Source organism: Pseudomonas sp. ANT_J12, assembly GCF_008370045.1.
Lineage (GTDB): Bacteria > Pseudomonadota > Gammaproteobacteria > Pseudomonadales > Pseudomonadaceae > Aquipseudomonas.
Map to the genome: position 1 here is coordinate 45,388 of NZ_VOBN01000017.1, position 16,388 is coordinate 61,775.

Sequence of the window (16,388 nt, forward strand, 5' to 3'; positions counted from 1 at the left end):
TTTTGTTTTGTTAGCAAGGCACTTGCGCCGCTAAACCAGTAATCCCAATTCCTTCGCCCGAGCGACCGCTTGCGTTCGCCGCTCCACCCCGAGCTTGCTGTTGATATGGCTGGCGTGGGTCTTCACGGTATGCAGCGAGATAAACAGCTGATCACTGATTTCCTGGTTCGAACAACCTAGGGCAATCAGCCGCAGCACTGCCAACTCACGGGTGCTGAGGTTTTCCGCACCTGGGGATAACTCCAATGCCGGACGGGAGGAGACGGGGGGCAGTTTTTCCATAAGGTTTTGCGATGCAGCGCTCGGGGCACCGAGTTGAAGCTGTCCACGCAACCAATCCGGATGCTCGGCCAACAACCCGTCGAACGGTTGCAGCACACCACCGGCCGCGGCTTCCAGTGCCTGGGCCAATGCCTTGCGTGCCTCGGGCTCGCGCCCGCCCGCCAGCAGCAACGTAATTTTCTGCGTCAGCGCCATCACGCTGAGCATCTGTCGACCCGATTGTTGCCCATGCTCCAGCAGCGCATTCAATCGCCCTTCCGCCAGCATCGGCTGGCCTTTGATCACGTCCAGCAAAGCTTGCTGCAATTCGATGTGCAGGGGCAGTTGCGGATGGAATTCCGGGGGTGCAGCGGCGCGTTCGCCGTTGTAGGTCTGGCCCAGGCGGGCGAGCCAGGCTTCGGCGAGGTCGGTGCGGCCCTGGGCCAGCCAGAGTTCGCATTTGACCAGAGTGATCATCGCCAGGTAGTAGATCGGCGGGACGTCCCAGATGTGCATCAGCCGTTCGGCTTCGGCCAGTTCGGCGAAGGCCTTGGCGAACTCGCCGCTGTTGCCCTCGAGCCGGGCGATCACACAGTGGCCGATCAACACGCTGATGTCGCGGCAGGCCCGGGCTTCGCCCAGACCGGCCTGCAAACGCAGTCGGGCGGCCTGAGGTTGCGAGCGCAGGGCCAGCAGAAAGCCTTCGTACAAGATCAGACGGGCGCGTACCGCATAGAGCCGTTGCGGCGACAAACCGTGCAGCCGTTGCAGACCCTGGCGGACCTCATCCAGCGAGCGCAGGATCTCCCCGCGCGCCTGCAACACCCGGGCGCGGTCGTAATGGGCCAAGGCCTCGAACAATGGATTGCCGACCCGTTGCGCCAACTCCAGGGACTCGCGATTCAAACCCCGGGCACGCCACAGGTCGCCATCGGCAATGGCCAGGTTGGACAAGGTCGAGAGGCACATCAGGCGCTGGCCATAGCGCTTGGCCGGCAGGCTCTCCAGGGCTTCGGTGCAATAGAGCAGCGTCAGTTCCCGATTGCCGCGCCCCCGGGCGATGATCCCGCTCAGGGCCAGCCATTGCGCCAGCATGGACTTCTGGGCTGTGGCCGACGGGGCTGGCAGGAAGCGACTCAGGTGATTGGCCAGTTCCTCGGCGGCATCCAGTTGGCACGCCAGCCCCAGCGCCCAACTGTAGAGCACGATCAACCGAGGCGTGCTGATCAGCAGGCTGTCGGGCAAGTCCATTTTCCAGCGCAACAGCATGCCGACGTTTTGCTCGGCCAGCAGTTGTTCTTCCGACAGGTTTTGCACCAGGTTCGCCGCGACATCCAGATGCCCGGCACGCAAGGCCTGCTCCACCGCTTCATCGAGCAAGCCCTGGGCGTTGAACCAGCGGCAGGCGCGCAAATGCAGGCTCGCGGCCGGCACCAAAGCCTGGGTCTTGGGCCGCGTGCGCAGCAAGTCGGAAAACAGGTGGTGATAGCGATACCAGTGACCATGCTCATCCAGCGGCACCAGAAACACTTGATGGGCCAACAGGAAACCCAGGATTTCAGCGCTGTCATGGGCCTCGCGCACCGCGTCGCACAGCTCGCTGCAAAAACGCTCCTGGGGCGCTGTGTCATAGAGGAAGGCCTGCACCTCGGCCGGCAAACAGTCGATGACTTCTTCCAGCAGGTAATCGCGGATCAGCCCTTCCCCGCCATGCAGCGACTGCGGTAACGCGCCATCGCTGCCCGCTTCGGAGGCCGCCAGCAACCAGAAACGCAGGCCCGCCACCCAGCCTTCACTGCGCTGGATCAGGTTTTCCAGGGCTTCGCCGCGCAACGAACTGCTGTGGCGATCGAGCAGGGTCAGGGCTTCGTCGTGGGTCAGGCGCAGGTCTTGCTCATGCAGTTCGAGCAATTGCCGCGACAGGCGCAGCCGCGCCAGGTGCCAGTCCGGGCGCTGGCGGCTGGTGACCATGACCAGCAGGCCATCGGGCAGGTGATTGAGGAAGAATTGCAGACAGCGATCGAGTACCGGGCCCTGGGCCAGGTGATAGTCATCCAGCACCAGCAACAGGGGCGTGATCGGCGACAGGTGCACGGCCAGCTCATCGAGCAAACCGTCCAGCCACTCCTCGAACGCAAAGGGTTGATGGCGCTGGCGCATTTTCAGCAGCCCGAGCGCCTTGCTGCCCAACTGCGGAAAGTAATCCTGGAGGCCTTCGAGCAGGCGCTCGAGGAAACGTCCCGGATCGTTGTCCCGCGGGCTCAGCCCCAGCCACAGGCTTTGCCAGTGCGCCGGCAAGCCCTGACAGAACTCCACCGCCAACGAACTCTTGCCAAACCCGGCCGGGGCACTGACCAACAACAATCGACCACCGAGCCCGGCACTCAGGCGCTCGCACAAGCGCGGCCGCAGCACATGGCCATCCGGCAGCGGCGGTCGGAAGAAACGCCCGTCCAGTGCCGCGACGGCAACGCTTGCAGGACCCGGAAGTGGGGACAGATCAGTCATGGCCGGCTCTTGTTTGAAATGCTGTTGGCGGCGTTACAGATGTCCGCAGACTAGCGGTAAACGAAGAGGTATTGAAGGTAGCTGCTACAAATGGCTACAAAAAGACCGTAGGAGTGAGGCTTGCCCGCGAATGGATTGACGCGGTTGTATCGGGAATCATGCGGTGTTGGTACGAACGCCATCGCGAGCAAGCTTTGCTCCTACGGGGGCGTGGTGGGTCAGGCAAAAAAAACGCCCCGAACCAGTCGGGGCGTTTTTCGAGGATGCGGCCTCTGTCTACAGCGTGTTAGCGAACACCATCCTGACGCAGTGCAGCCGGGGTGAAATCGCTGGTGGTGGCGGTGAAGCCGAAGTCATACGCCGACTTCTCTTCGTTCTTCATGCCCAGGGCCAGGTAGCGACCCGATTGCAGGTCATACAGGGTTTCCAGGGCGTACCACGGCACTTGCTTGTCGTAGTAGTTCTCGGCGTGGGCTTCTGCCACGCGCCACAGCTGATTGCGACCGTCGTAATGGTCGATCACCGCTGCCTGCCAGGTGTCTTCGTCGATGTAGAAGTCACGTTTGGCATAGATGTGGCGCTGACCTTCCTTCAGGGTCGCGACCACATGCCAGACCCGGCGCAGCTCGTAACGAGCCAGGTCCTGGTTGATGTGGCCGGCCTTGATGATGTCGGTGTATTTCAGCTTCGGATCGTCGAGCTTGTAGCTGTCGGAGGCGATGTACATCTCTTTCTTGCCTTCGAGTTTCCAGTCGTAGCGATCCGGCGCACCGTTGTACATGTCCAGGTTGTCGGAGGTACGCAGGCCATCGGCGGCGGTACCCGGCCCGTCATAGGACACTTGCGGGGCGCGCCGCACACGACGCTGACCGGCGTTGTAGACCCACGCCGAACGCGGTTCCTTCACCTGGTCGAGGGTTTCGTGCACCAGCAGCACACCACCGGCCAGACGTGCCGGCGCAGTCACTTTCTGCTTGAAGTAGAACAGGATGTTGCCTGGGTTTTTCGGGTCGTAGTCCTTCATCTTGTCGCGGAACACGAACTGATCCTGGAAGTACACCAGGCTGAACGAGCCGTTCGGTTGCGGCGTGGCCTGGGTCACCAGACGGGTCACGCTGCCGCCGCGATAGCGAGTGATATGGTTCCAGATGACTTCGACGCCGCTTTTTGGAATCGGGAACGGCACGGCGGTTTCGAAGTTTTCCAGGCCATTGCCGCCGGACACCAGGTTGGTGTTGGTGGCGTTTTTCTTGATGGCGGCGAACACGTCATCCGGCACGGTAGCGCCGCGATGGGACGGGTAGACCGGCATCTTGAAGGTTTCCGGGTAGCGCTTGAACATCGCGTACTGGCCCGGGGCAAGCTTCTCTTTGTATTGGTCGACGTTCTGCGCAGTGATGGTGAACAGCGGTTTTTCACTGGCGTACGGGTCGGACAGGAAGCCCTTGCTGTCAACGCTGCCGGCATTCTTTGCCAGGGGTTTCCAGGCTGGAATGGAACCGTCGGCATTACCCGCCATTTCGGCGCCCATCGGCGTCAGGCTCTTGCCCAGTTTGTCCGCTTCTGCGGCAGGCACCGCGGCCATGACACTTGTCGCCAGCAGCGAAAGCCCCAGAACACCGGCGTGGAACAGACTCTTTGTTATTTTCATAGGTGTGTTCGTCCTGAAAAAGCAGTGCTTAGAAGTTCACGCCGAAGCTGAGCGCGACGAAGTCACGGTCATCCACGGTGGTGTACTTGCCATCAAAGAAATTGGTGTAGGCCAGGCTTGCGGTGTAGGTGTTCTGGTATTCGGCATCGACACCCAGGCTGACCGCTTTGCGACCTTCCTCGAAGTTGCCGCCAGGGCCAGGCGAGTAACCGCTGACGTCATGGGACCAGGCCACGTTCGGCTTGAGGTTCACCCCGGCAAACACGTCGTTGTATTCCCAGATGGCACGACCGCGGTAGCCCCACGAGGTGGCCGTGGTGAAGCCTCCGTTGGTGCAATTGCGGCTGCGGTTGTTCTGTGGCGAACCCGGGCCGGCGCCGTTGATGGTGCTGGCGTTGAGGATGTTGGCGCAGGTATCGGTGCCGCCGGTGGCGGGCAATTCACCCGGACCGTAGACCGGATCACGGCCGTAGCGGACATCGGACGTGCTTTCCAGGCCGCCGACGTGGGTCACGCCCACTTCGCCCACCAGGGTCAGACGGCTGGCGCCCATGACCTGGTCAAAGAAGTGCGTCAGGGTGGTCTGGAACTGGGTGATTTCCTTGCGGCGATAACCGTGCAGGTCCTGACCCGGTACGCCGGTCAGCAGGGACGCGTTGGACAACGCGCCACCGATAGGACGGACGCCGGCGAACAGGATGTCGGTGGAGTTCAGTTGCACCGGTGCGTTCGGACGGTAGCTCAGTTCACCACTCCACGCCGTACCGGTAGGCAGGGTGGTGGAGAAGCTCAAACCGTACAGGCGGATGTCTTCCGGGTATTCGACGAAGTATTCCGAATTGCCTGCCACCAGCAGCGGTGCGAGTGCGGCGAACGGTCCTGGCAGCGCCCGTGCAGTGTTGTAGACCGACTGCGGGGCACCGGTGGCGCTGAAGATCGGCGCACGGCTGTGGTAGTTCATGAAGTAGGCACCGAACTCGGTGTCCAGCGGGTCGAACATGTACTTCAGGGACGCGCCCCACTGGCCGCTGTCACGGGCGTCACGATCGCCACCGCGCTTGACCAGCACACCTTCTTCGTTGACGTCCACGCCATTGGCGGCCAATGGGCCCAACGCGACGGCTGGGATCTGCGAACGCTTGTTCAGCACGCGCAGGTTGCTGTCGCAACCGTCGGCAATGATGTCTGCCTGAGAGAAGAATGTGCCGCAGTTATCGACGACGGTCTGGTCCCACTCGAGCTGGTAGAACGCTTCGGCCGACAGGCTATCGGTCAGGCTCTGGGACACGTAGAACATGTTGACCGGAATCAGGCCTTCCTTGATCTCGGCGCCCGGACGACGGAACGCAGACACGTCGATCGGGTTGATCGAGTTGATGCCGCCGCCGATGAAGGTACTTTCACCCCAGCTCACGACCTGCTTGCCCAGACGCACGGAGCCCGGCTGATCGGCAATGGAGTAGTTGTGGTAGACGAAGGCGTCGAGGATCTGCCCACCGGCGGACTTGGCGCCTTCCTTGCGGTTGTTGTCGCTGATGTCCTTGAACTCGCGACTTTCGTCTTTCAGTTCAAAGTCGTACCAGTACTTGCCGCGGACGAAGACCCCGGTGTCGCCGTATTTCAATTCGAGGTCGTGGATGCCCTTGAAGATTTTCGAGAAGGTTTCCCCGCTCTTGAAGTTTGCGTGACCGTCATCGGACGTCTGGGACAGGCCATGGCCGCCGTTGTTGACGCCGATAAGGTTCTTGTTGGGACTCTGAGTAGACCAACTGGCACCGATCGACAGGGATGAGTCGAACTGACCTTCGATTTCACCGACGTTGAAACTGACGCCGAATGCAGGCCCGGCGAGCGAAGAGGCGATACTGACCGCCAGGGGCAGTTTCGCCCGGCGCCAGAACTGGTTTACTGATGTCATCGACGCTACTCCATGTGCATTATTGTTATGGCAGTGAGTACTTTTAAAAACGTTGTGGATGACCGAGAGCCAAGGCGTCCCGAATTCAATCCCAATGTGCATCGCCCCGTTTGTGCGTGTGCTCCGTTCTTAAAAATCCTTGAGCGGACTATAGCCAGCAGGTAGTACTGCTTGATCCCTCTAAAGTGTGATTTGCAGCTGCCGGCCACTCTGGAACAGTCCTTTCGCCAGTCCGACACATGTCGGCACGGCAAGGATGGCTGAAAATTCGGATTTCACAAGCCAAGCGCTTGCTTGGTGGGGCTGGCGTGCCCTTTCGGGCACGCCAGGGGAGGTCAGAACACGCTCAAAGCGTCGAGAGGAAGGTGCTGTTGTTGGCCTGCCATTCGGTGATGTCGAGGCGGATGCGCTTCTTGTCGAGCTTGCCGACGCTGGTCTTGGGAATTTCAGTAACAAGGGCAATCTGGCTCGGGATGGCCCACTTGCTCAGATGCCCCAGCTCGACGAACGGCTTGAGGTGCTCCTTGAGTTCACGAGCCCCGATCTCATGCCCTTCGCGGATCACCAGCAGCGCAAACGGCCGCTCGCCCCACTGCGGATCGGCAATCCCCACCACTGCTACTTCACGTACCGCTACGTGACGGCTGATCAGGTCTTCGAGGTCCAGGGACGAGATCCACTCGCCGCCGGTCTTGATCACATCCTTGATCCGGTCGCGAATGTCGATCACGCCCATGCTGTCCAGGGTCGCCACGTCGCCGGTGTGCAGCCAGCCGCCGGCCCAGAGCTCGGCGCCCTTCTGTGGTTCGTTGAAATAACCTTCGGTGAGCCACGGCGCGCGCAGCACCAGTTCGCCCTGGGTCTCGCCATCGGCGGGCAGGAAGTTGCCCTCGGTGTCGACGATCGCCGCTTCCACCAATGGCCCCGGCACGCCGGCCTTGATCCGATAGGTCGTGCGTTCGTCTTCGGTGCCGGCCATCAATTCGTCATTGAGGTGCGCGCAGGACACCAGCGGCCCGGTTTCCGACATGCCATAAGCAGCGGTCAATTGAATGCCCTTGGCCTTGGCGGCTTCGTACAGCGTACGGTTGAGCGCGCTGCCGCCGATGACGATTTTCCAGCCACCGAAATCAGTGTCTTGGGCGCCTTTGGCGTTGAGGACCATTTGCAGGATGGTCGGCACGCAGTGAGAGAAGGTGACTTTCTCTTTGCGCCACAACTCCACCAGGTATTCCGGGTCGTAGCGGCCGGGATAAACCTGCTTCAGCCCGAGCATCGTCGCCACATACGGCAAGCCCCAGGCGTGCACATGGAACATCGGCGTGATCGGCATATAGACGTCGTTGGTGCCCAGCAGCCGCACGCTGTCGATAGCGCCCATGATGGTCGACACGCCCATGGTGTGCAGCACCAGTTGCCGATGGGTGAAGTACACACCTTTGGGATTGCCGGTGGTGCCGGTGGTGTAGAAGGTGGTCGCGACCGAGTTTTCGTCGAAATCCTGGAAGTCGTACTGGGTGCTCGCAGCGGCCAGCAGTTGCTCGTATTCGCCGACAAGGTTCGGCAAATCGGCGGTTTTTTCTGGCAAGTCGGTCAGCAGCAGGGTTTTCTCAACCGTGGTCAGGTGCCCGGCGATGGCCTGGTACAGCCCCACAAACTCACTGTTGACCAGCACGAAGCGGTCCTCGGCGTGGTTCATGGTGTAGAGGATCTGTTCCGGCGACAGGCGCACGTTGATGGTGTGGATCACGGCGCCAATCATCGGGATGGCGAACATGCATTCCAGGTACCGATGACTGTCCCAGTCCATCACCGCCACGGTGTCCCCGGCCTTGACCCCGGCCGCCGTCAACACATTGGCCAGCCGTGCGACCCGTTCGATCAGGGTCGGATAGCTGTAGCGCAGCTGGTCGCGGTAAATGATCTCGCGGGTTTTCTCGTAACGAGCGCCGGACATCAGCAGTCGTTTGATCAGCAACGGATACTGGTAGGCGCCTTCGGCGGGCGGGATAACGCGAGTCTGCAACATAAGAATCCCTTTTCTGACTACACGGTCTTGGCTTGGAAGATAAGCACTCTAGAGCCCTTATACGCCAACCAAATCAGCCAAAGGTATGATTTGCAGAACCGTACAAATGCTAGCTTTGCGCCAGCATTTGGGATCCGCGTTTGATCAGTGCATCTCGGTGAACGCGAGTTTCACGCCGATGGCGATCAGCACCGCGCCCATGGTCCGGTCGAACCAGTGGCCCATGCGGGCGAAACCGGCGCGTACCCGTTGTTGGCTGAATAACCTGGCCACCAGGCAGAACCACAACGCCGTGGCGAACGCGAGGTAGATCCCGTAGCTGGCCTGCACGACCAGTGGCGTGTGCGGGTTGATCACCACGGTGAACAGCGACAGGAAGAACAGCGTGGCCTTGGGGTTCAGGCCATTGGTGACGAAGCCCGAAGTAAACGCGCCACGGGCGGTACGCTCGCCGACTTCCTTGTGCAGGTCGTCCGACACCGGTTTGGCCGGTTGTGCTCGCAGCGCCTTGAAGCCGATGTACAACAAGTAGGCAGCCGCCGCCCATTTCAAGGCGTTGAACAGCACAATCGACTGGGACACGATCAGGCCGATGCCGAGCAGCGAGTAACCGACGTGCAGGAAAATCGCCGTGCCCACACCCAGCGCGGTCCAGGTCCCGGCGCGGCGACCGTGGGTCACGCTCTCACGCACCACCACGGCAAAGTCCGGGCCGGGACTGGCGACGGCCAGCAGGTGAATCAGGACGACGGTCAAGAATTCTGTCCAGTACATGGGGGGCTCCTTGGGGAAACTTGGTCGAAAAATAGCGCGAGCAAACTCAATTTCTATGGCTTGCATCACACCTGTGGCGAGGGAGCTTGCTCCCGTTCGGCTGCGAAGCAGTCGTAAAACCGGAAAACGCGGTCCGCCTGATAAAACTCGGCTGCCTGGGTTGGGGCTGCGCAGCCCAGCGGGAGCAAGCTCCCTCGCCACAGGTACCGCACCGGCCCTCAAAGTGGCTTGGGGGCGATGAGTAACCATTTGTTTCATCTGGTAGGCTCGGCAGATTACGCCTTCAGTTCATCGCACAAAAGGTACAGTTGATGACGAACACTCGCCGCGCCGTTTTCCTCGACCACCCGTCCCTGGACCTGGGCGACCTCGACCTGACGCCATTGCGCGATTGCTTCAGCGACTTGCAGTTGTTCGCCCAGACCACGCCGGATCAGGTGATCGAGCGCCTCAAGGGCGCCACCGTGGCCATCAGCAACAAGATCCTGATCGACGCCGCCGCCATCGCCGCCAGCCCCGAACTCAAGCTGATCCTGATCACCGCCACCGGCACCAATAACGTCGACCTGGCCGCCGCCCGCGCCCACGGGATCACCGTGTGCAACTGCCAGGGTTACGGCACGCCGTCGGTGGCCCAGCACACGATCATGCTGTTGCTGAACCTCGCAACACGCCTGGCCGATTACCAGAAAGCCGTCGGCGAAGGGCGCTGGCAGCAGGCCAAACAGTTCTGCCTGCTGGATTACCCGATCGTCGAACTGGAAGGCAAAACCCTCGGGCTGCTCGGTCACGGTGAACTGGGCGGCGCCGTCGCGCGATTGGCCGAAGCCTTCGGCATGCGCGTGTTGCTGGGGCAGATTCCCGGCCGCCCTGCCCGCCCGGATCGCTTGCCGCTGGATGAACTGCTGCCGCAAATCGACGCCCTGACCCTGCACTGCCCGCTCAACGAACACACCCGGCACTTTATCGGCGCCCGTGAACTGGCTTCGATGAAACCGGGTGCCTTCGTGGTCAACACCGCCCGCGGTGGCTTGATCGACGAACAGGCGCTGGCCGACGCGTTGCGCAACGGTCACCTGGGCGGCGCGGCCACGGACGTGCTAAGTATCGAGCCGCCGGTTAATGGCAACCCGTTGCTGGCCGCTGACATTCCCCGGCTGATCGTCACCCCGCACAACGCCTGGGGCAGTCGCGAGGCGCGGCAGCGCATCGTGGGCCAGTTGACCGAAAACACCCAGGCGTTCTTCAGCGGTAAGGCACTGCGGGTCGTCAGTTGATAAACTGCCGCACTTTTTTTCAAGGAGCAGAGTATGGATCCGCGCAGTGAAGTACTGCTTCGTCAGGCCGAGTTATTTCAGGGTTCGGTGTTGCTGGCCGGTTTGCCCGCCGACGACTTGCTGGGCCGCCTGCCCGACGCCCATGGCTGGTGCTGGCATGCCGGCGATCAAGCAGCGCTGGACGCACGCTTCGCCGAGCGCAGCCACTTTGGTGTGAACGCACCGGAGCGTGAATTCGACACGGCGGTGGTGTTTCTGCCCAAGTCCAAGGACCTGACCGACTACATCCTCAACGCCCTCGCCTCACGCCTGGCCGGGCGCGAGTTGTACCTGGTCGGTGAAAAACGCAGCGGCATCGAAGGCGCGGCCAAGCAACTGAACACGTTCGGCAAGCCGCGCAAGCTCGACAGCGCGCGGCATTGCCAACTGTGGCTGGTCACCGTGGCCAACGCGCCAGAAGCCAAATCCCTGGAAAGCCTGGCCCAGGAATACGAACTGCCCTTGGCCGAAGGACCGCTGAAAGTCATCAGTTTGCCGGGGGTGTTCAGCCACGGTCGGCTGGATCGCGGCAGTGCGCTGTTGCTGGAGCATCTGGACAAGTTGCCCAGCGGCCATTTGCTCGATTTCGGTTGTGGCGCCGGGGTGCTGGGCGCGGCGGTCAAGCGTCGTTATCCGCACAACCAAGTCACTTTGTTGGACGTGGATGCGTTCGCCGCTGCCAGCAGTCGCCTGACATTGGCCGCCAACGGTCTGGAAGCCGAGGTGATTACCGGTGACGGGATCGATGCCGCGCCGATGGGGTTGAGCGCGATTTTGAGCAATCCGCCGTTCCATGTCGGGGTGCACACCGATTATTTTGCAACCGAGAACTTGCTACGAAAAGCAGCCAAACATCTGAAAAACGGTGGCGAACTGCGCTTGGTCGCCAACAGCTTCCTGAAGTATCAGCCACTGATCGAAGAGCACCTGGGCGTGTGTGCGATCAAGGCAGAAGGACAGGGTTTCCGAATCTACCGGGCCAAACGCGGCTGATAAATAAGTGCTTGCCTAACGGATTTTGCCTAGGCAGAATCCGCTCCGTCCTAGGGGAGTAGTCTCCCACGAGCGCCATGCTCGTCCGGCATACGTCAACATACTTGGTCAACAGGCCATGGCGTATGCGACCCAAGCGTCCACACAGATGGTCGCCAGGGTTTGACAAGACCTATGACACGAACACCTTACCCGGGGCGGGAAGGCTGTACGTGTCATAGCCGTGTCGACCCGCCCCTTAGGAAAACCCTGATGCTGGATTCTCTTCTCGTTCCCACCGCAATCGTTGCCTTGGCCGAAATCGGCGACAAGACGCAACTGCTCGCGCTCATTCTCGCCGCTCGCTTTCGCAAACCCTGGCCGATCATCGCCGGCATCGTTGCCGCGACCCTGGCCAACCACGCGGCAGCCGGTGCGGTAGGCGCCTGGTTCGGCAGCTTCTTCTCGAATGCAACGCTGCACTGGATCCTCGCCGCCAGCTTCACCGCGACGGCGTTGTGGACCCTGGTGCCGGACAAGATGGACGACGACGACGCCAGCACGGCGCGCAAGTTCGGCCCGTTCCTGACCACATTGATCGCGTTTTTCCTGGCAGAGATGGGCGACAAGACCCAGGTCGCTACGGTGATGCTCGCCGCGCAATACCCGGAACTGTGGCTGGTGATCATCGGCACCACCGCCGGGATGTTGATTGCCAACGTGCCGGTGGTACTGGCCGGTAACTTTGCGGCGGACAAACTGCCGTTGACATTGATCCGTCGACTGGCGGCGTCGGCGTTCTTCGTCCTGGCAATTGTCGCGGTGTACAAAGCGATGCAGAGCAGTGGGTGGGTTTGACGCATTCATTCGGCCAAGCCAAAAACTGTGGCGAGGGGGCTTGCCCCCGTTCGACTGCGTAGCAGTCGCAAAACCGCAGAATGAGGTGTAACTGAAGAATGGTGGTGGGAGCATAAAGAAGGGCTGCTTCGCAGCCCAACGGGGGCAAGCCCCCTCGCCACAAGACTCACCTCATGAACATCAGGACTTCGAGGCTTTCTCGTACAACGGCATAACCTTCGGAATCGCTGCCTGCAACGAAGCAATCCGACTGGTCGACGCCGGGTGAGTGCTCATGAATTCCGGTGGTGAACCTTCCGACGCCTTGCTCATCTTGTTCCACAAGGTGATCGCTGCGTTCGGGTTGTAGCCAGCGCGGGCCGCCAGTTCCAGGCCGATCAGGTCGGCTTCGTTTTCATTGGCGCGGCTGTTCGGCAAGGTCATGCCGTAGTTGGCCACGGTGTCGGCCAGGGCCAGGCTGTCCTGCCCCAGACCGAACAAGGCACCGGCGCCCTGCTTGGCCATTTCCATGCCATAGGCCTTGGACATCGCTTCACGACCGTGCTCGCGCAGGGCGTGGGCGATTTCATGGCCCATGACCGCGGCGATTTCATCGTCGGTGAGTTTCAGGCTGTCGATCAGCCCGGTGTAGAAAATGATCTTGCCGCCAGGACCGCAGTTGGCGTTGAGCTCGTCGCTCTTGATCAGGTTGACTTCCCACTTCCACTGGGCCGAATCCGGACGGAAGTTCGGCGCCTGGGCAATCAGCCGGTTGGCAATGGCCTGGATGCGCTTGGCATCGGTACTGGTCTTGTCCAATACCCCTTTGCTCGTCGCCTCGCCTACTGTCTTCTGATAGGACTGGGCATACATCTGGTCGACTTCCTGGCTCGACAGCATGCTGAACATGTACTGCTTGCGTTCAACCCCGACGGCTCCGCCGCTGGTGGTGTTGACCGACTGACAACCGGCGAGCAACAGACCCGCGCTCAATGCACTTGCAACCAATGTCTTGTTCATCAATAGAGCTCCCTGAAAACATGCCGCGTATCGTAGGCGGTGAATTGTATCGGCGCCAGATACAACAGACGTGTAGCACAGACTTTTCCGACAATATTTTCTGCGCCGCCTAAAAAAATTCACAAACTCGCGCAGGCCACGCCCGCCACGCTTCATTTACGACCTCCAGCACGTCAAAACAGTCATTTCGCCACGCCCCCGCTCATGGACCCCGATGCCCCGGCCGATACAACAGCGCAGACGTCCTCTTGCGTGCGGAGCACCCATGAAATTCAAGTCGATCCAGTTTTCCGTAGCCGCCCTCGCCGGCGCCATCGTCCTCAGTGTCGTCGCGGCCCTGGTGCTGTACGCGCTGTTTTCCGGCGCCCGGACGCAAGACATGGTCCAGGAACGGACCCAGGCGCAGTTCGAGCAAGTCATCGAGCAGCGCCTCACTTCCCTGGCGCAAACCCAGGTCAGCCAGATCCAGCGCGAGCTCGAGGCGCCGCTGCTGATTGCCGGCGGCCTGGTGCGAGTCAACGAGCTGATCGGCACCCCGGGCGCCGATGGCCAACCCCAGGTGAACATCAGCCGTGAGCAGTTGATCAGCCTGATCAAGCAAAACGTCGCCAAGAACCCGAAGATCCTCGGCACCTACATCGGCTGGGAAAAAAACGCCCTGGACCATAACGATGTGGCCTACGTCGATACCAAGGTGGTCGGTATCGACGCCGCCAACGGACGTTTCCTGCCGTGGTGGTTCCGCAACGAGGACGGCAGCCTGGGCCTGGACAAACTGGTGGACGTCGACGACCAGAAAACCCTGTCCACCGGCGTGCGCGCCAGCGAGTACTACCTGTGCTCGAAAGAAACCAAGAAATCCTGCGTGATCGATCCGGCGCCCTACAAGGTCGGCGACAAAATCGTCATGCTCGCCTCCTTTATTGAACCGATCATGCTCAACGGCGCCTTCCAGGGCATCGTCGGCGCCGACCTGTCGGTGAACTTCATCCAGGAAATGCTCCTGGGCGCCAACCAGAAACTGTACGGCGGCTCGGGCGTGATGGCGCTGATCGGCGGCAATGGCCGGATCGTCGCCTACACCAAGGACCCGAGCAAATTCGGCGAGAAGGTCAGCGACATCCTCGACAGCCAGCAGATTGCCAACATGGCGAATCTCAAGCGCGGCGAAGTGACCTACACCGTCGACAAGGCCAATGGCCGGATCGAATTGTACCTGCCGTTCGGCATCGGCCAGACCGACGCCCGCTGGACCCTGATGCTGCAATTGCCGCTGAACGCGGTGATGGCCGACCTGCAAAAACTCCAGGGCGACCTGGATAAACAGCGCAAGTCCGACACCTTCGGCATGGCGATGGTCGGCTTGCTGATTGCGGGTATCGGCTTGCTGGTGATCTGGCTGGTGGGCCACGGCATCGCCCGTCCGCTCAAGCAAATGGTGGCCATGCTCGACGACATCGCCCAGGGCGAAGGCGATCTCACGCGCCGCCTGAGCAGCGACCGCGCCGACGAACTGGGCTCGATTGCCAAGGGCTTCAACACCTTCCTGGCCAAGTTGCAGGCGATGATCACCCAGGTGGTGACGTCGGTGCAGAGCGTCAGCGATTCATCGGAACACACCGCCGACATCGCCATCCGCACCAACATTGGCGTGCACAAGCAGATGGCCGAGATCGATCAGGTAGCCACGGCAGTACACGAAATGACCGCCACCGCCCAGGACGTGGCACGCAACGCCACATCGGCAGCGCAGGCGGCCAGCCATGCGGACAAAGCGGCAGCGCAAGGCATGCAGATCGTGCGCGACACCTCGAATTCGATTGGCGTGCTGGCGGTGGAAATCGGTAAAGCGGTGGCCGTGGTGCAGACCCTGGCCAAGGACAGCGAGAACATCAACGCGATCCTTACCGCGATTCGCGGGATTGCCGAGCAGACCAACCTGCTGGCCTTGAACGCAGCGATCGAAGCTGCGCGCGCCGGGGAACAGGGCCGTGGTTTTGCCGTGGTGGCCGATGAAGTGCGCAACCTGGCACAGAAGACCCAGAAGGCCACCGAAGAAATCCAGACCATGATCCAGCAACTGCAACAAGGCACCCGCGATGTGGTGCGGGTCATGGAAGACAGCCAGAACCGTACAGATGAAAGCGTGCAGCATGCGGCGAAAGCGGCTGAAGCGCTGGAGACGATTACTCAGGCGGTGTCGGTGATCAACGACATGAACACCCAGATCGCCAGCGCAGCCGAGGAACAGAGTGCGGTAGCGGATGACATCAACCGCAACGTGATCAACATCGGGCAAGTGGCCAACGAAGTGGCCGGCGGGGCGGATGAGTCGAGTGCGGCCAGTGCGGACCTGACCAAGTTGGCGGAACAGCAGCGGCGGTTGATCAATCAGTTCAAGGTCTGAGGTGATCGTTCATGATCGTTCCCACGCTCCGCGTGGGAGCGATCACTATCCCGGCGTCAAACACTCCGGCCCGTTGAGCTTCGGATCATTTACCAGATTCGCCAACACCCGCTCGCGCAACGCTGCGGGCTCACTGGCCAGCAATCCCTGCAACACATGCAAAGGCGTCTCGGGATCAAGCCACGCGGCCTGCCCCGCCTCATCGAGAATCAACGGCCGGCGCTGACTCGCCGCCGGCTGGGTGATCACCGCCGTGCTCAGCCATATCTGCTCCTGCACTGGATACGCCTCCCAGATCGCCGCGAAAAACAGCGCCGAGCCCTCCCCCGGTGTCAGCCAATAGGGGCGCTTGCGTTGGGTGCCGCGCCATTCGTAGAAACCATTGGCCGGCAACAGGCAACGGCGCTCGCGCAGCGCCTGGCGAAACATCGGCTGTTCGGCCACGGTTTCGGCCCGGGCATGGGCCGGGGTGCGGGACAAATCGGTCAGCCACGGCGGCGTCAGGCCCCAGCGGGCGCGAGCCAACTCACGCTGACCGTCGGCACCGGCACGCAGCATCAACACCGAATCGTTGGGGGAAATATTCCACTGGGCCTGCTGATCGGCGGGGAAGCCAGGCAGGGCCGCGAAGGCGGGGTTCCAGCGAAACAGGGCATAACGTCCACACATGGGGCAACACGACTCTTGATAAAACG

11 protein-coding genes, 1 pseudogene and 1 riboswitch are annotated in these 16,388 nt (G+C 61.3%); of the genes and pseudogenes, 5 read left to right on the forward strand and 7 right to left on the reverse strand.

From position 1 onward, the window contains the following. Positions 1-30: 30 nt before the first annotated feature. The 5 genes from FQ192_RS26100 to FQ192_RS26120 all read right to left on the reverse strand — a co-directional run bounded on the left by FQ192_RS26100 (position 31) and on the right by FQ192_RS26120 (position 9,141). A complete protein-coding gene (locus tag FQ192_RS26100) occupies positions 31-2,769 on the reverse strand; it encodes a LuxR C-terminal-related transcriptional regulator (RefSeq protein WP_149661108.1) in 2,739 nt (912 codons plus the stop codon). Positions 2,770-3,055: 286 nt separating this feature from the next. Beyond that, complete coding sequence (locus tag FQ192_RS26105; RefSeq protein WP_149661109.1) at positions 3,056-4,420, reverse strand: DUF1329 domain-containing protein; 1,365 nt, start codon at positions 4,418-4,420, stop codon at positions 3,056-3,058. A 28-nt stretch (positions 4,421-4,448) separates the two neighbouring features. Further along, the gene (locus FQ192_RS26110; RefSeq protein ID WP_149661110.1) at positions 4,449-6,338 is read right to left on the reverse strand and encodes a DUF1302 domain-containing protein; all 1,890 of its coding nucleotides are present in this window, start codon (positions 6,336-6,338) and stop codon (positions 4,449-4,451) included. Between the two features lie 346 nt (positions 6,339-6,684). After that, the gene (locus FQ192_RS26115; RefSeq protein ID WP_149661111.1) at positions 6,685-8,367 is read right to left on the reverse strand and encodes a fatty acid--CoA ligase; all 1,683 of its coding nucleotides are present in this window, start codon (positions 8,365-8,367) and stop codon (positions 6,685-6,687) included. A 144-nt stretch (positions 8,368-8,511) separates the two neighbouring features. Beyond that, entirely contained in the window at positions 8,512-9,141 is a 630-nt protein-coding gene (locus tag FQ192_RS26120; protein ID WP_149661112.1) for a LysE family translocator, read from the reverse strand. Between the two features lie 311 nt (positions 9,142-9,452). Between FQ192_RS26120 and FQ192_RS26125 the strand changes: the two genes are divergently transcribed. The 3 genes from FQ192_RS26125 (at position 9,453) to FQ192_RS26135 (ending at position 12,287) form a co-directional block, all read left to right on the forward strand. Then, a complete protein-coding gene (locus tag FQ192_RS26125; protein ID WP_149661113.1) occupies positions 9,453-10,418 on the forward strand; it encodes a 2-hydroxyacid dehydrogenase in 966 nt (321 codons plus the stop codon). Positions 10,419-10,451: 33 nt separating this feature from the next. Beyond that, positions 10,452-11,450, forward strand: coding sequence for a class I SAM-dependent methyltransferase (locus FQ192_RS26130; protein WP_149661114.1), 999 nt, complete (start codon positions 10,452-10,454; stop codon positions 11,448-11,450). Between the two features lie 41 nt (positions 11,451-11,491). Next, a riboswitch (yybP-ykoY riboswitch) is annotated at positions 11,492-11,613 on the forward strand. 89 nt (positions 11,614-11,702) lie between these two features. Then, entirely contained in the window at positions 11,703-12,287 is a 585-nt protein-coding gene (locus FQ192_RS26135; RefSeq protein ID WP_149661115.1) for a TMEM165/GDT1 family protein, read from the forward strand. Positions 12,288-12,467: 180 nt separating this feature from the next. Here the strand turns inward: FQ192_RS26135 and FQ192_RS26145 are convergent, their stop codons facing one another. Continuing rightward, a complete protein-coding gene (locus FQ192_RS26145) occupies positions 12,468-13,286 on the reverse strand; it encodes a M48 family metallopeptidase (protein WP_133840282.1) in 819 nt (272 codons plus the stop codon). Between the two features lie 1,354 nt (positions 13,287-14,640). On the opposite strand from FQ192_RS26145, the pseudogene FQ192_RS35150 reads away from it, so the two are divergent. Further along, positions 14,641-14,838 (forward strand): annotated as a pseudogene (locus FQ192_RS35150) (HAMP domain-containing protein); the annotation flags it as partial. Positions 14,839-14,949: 111 nt separating this feature from the next. After that, a complete protein-coding gene (locus FQ192_RS35155) occupies positions 14,950-15,693 on the forward strand; it encodes a methyl-accepting chemotaxis protein (protein ID WP_372242364.1) in 744 nt (247 codons plus the stop codon). Between the two features lie 45 nt (positions 15,694-15,738). Here FQ192_RS35155 and FQ192_RS26155 read toward each other — a convergent pair whose 3' ends face one another. After that, positions 15,739-16,362 carry an SOS response-associated peptidase gene (locus FQ192_RS26155; RefSeq protein ID WP_133840280.1) on the reverse strand — a complete coding sequence of 208 codons (624 nt, stop codon included), beginning with the start codon at positions 16,360-16,362 and terminating at the stop codon, positions 15,739-15,741. Between the last annotated feature and the right edge of the window lie 26 nt (positions 16,363-16,388).

Coding starts and splice junctions, on each gene's coding strand:
- FQ192_RS26100 (WP_149661108.1), bottom strand. CDS start 2,769: ATGACTGATCTGTCCCCACTTCCGGGTCCTGCAAGCGTTGCCGTCGCG.
- FQ192_RS26105 (WP_149661109.1), bottom strand. CDS start 4,420: ATGAAAATAACAAAGAGTCTGTTCCACGCCGGTGTTCTGGGGCTTTCG.
- FQ192_RS26110 (WP_149661110.1), bottom strand. CDS start 6,338: ATGACATCAGTAAACCAGTTCTGGCGCCGGGCGAAACTGCCCCTGGCG.
- FQ192_RS26115 (WP_149661111.1), bottom strand. CDS start 8,367: ATGTTGCAGACTCGCGTTATCCCGCCCGCCGAAGGCGCCTACCAGTAT.
- FQ192_RS26120 (WP_149661112.1), bottom strand. CDS start 9,141: ATGTACTGGACAGAATTCTTGACCGTCGTCCTGATTCACCTGCTGGCC.
- FQ192_RS26125 (WP_149661113.1), top strand. CDS start 9,453: ATGACGAACACTCGCCGCGCCGTTTTCCTCGACCACCCGTCCCTGGAC.
- FQ192_RS26130 (WP_149661114.1), top strand. CDS start 10,452: ATGGATCCGCGCAGTGAAGTACTGCTTCGTCAGGCCGAGTTATTTCAG.
- FQ192_RS26135 (WP_149661115.1), top strand. CDS start 11,703: ATGCTGGATTCTCTTCTCGTTCCCACCGCAATCGTTGCCTTGGCCGAA.
- FQ192_RS26145 (WP_133840282.1), bottom strand. CDS start 13,286: ATGAACAAGACATTGGTTGCAAGTGCATTGAGCGCGGGTCTGTTGCTC.
- FQ192_RS35155 (WP_372242364.1), top strand. CDS start 14,950: ATGGCCGAGATCGATCAGGTAGCCACGGCAGTACACGAAATGACCGCC.
- FQ192_RS26155 (WP_133840280.1), bottom strand. CDS start 16,362: ATGTGTGGACGTTATGCCCTGTTTCGCTGGAACCCCGCCTTCGCGGCC.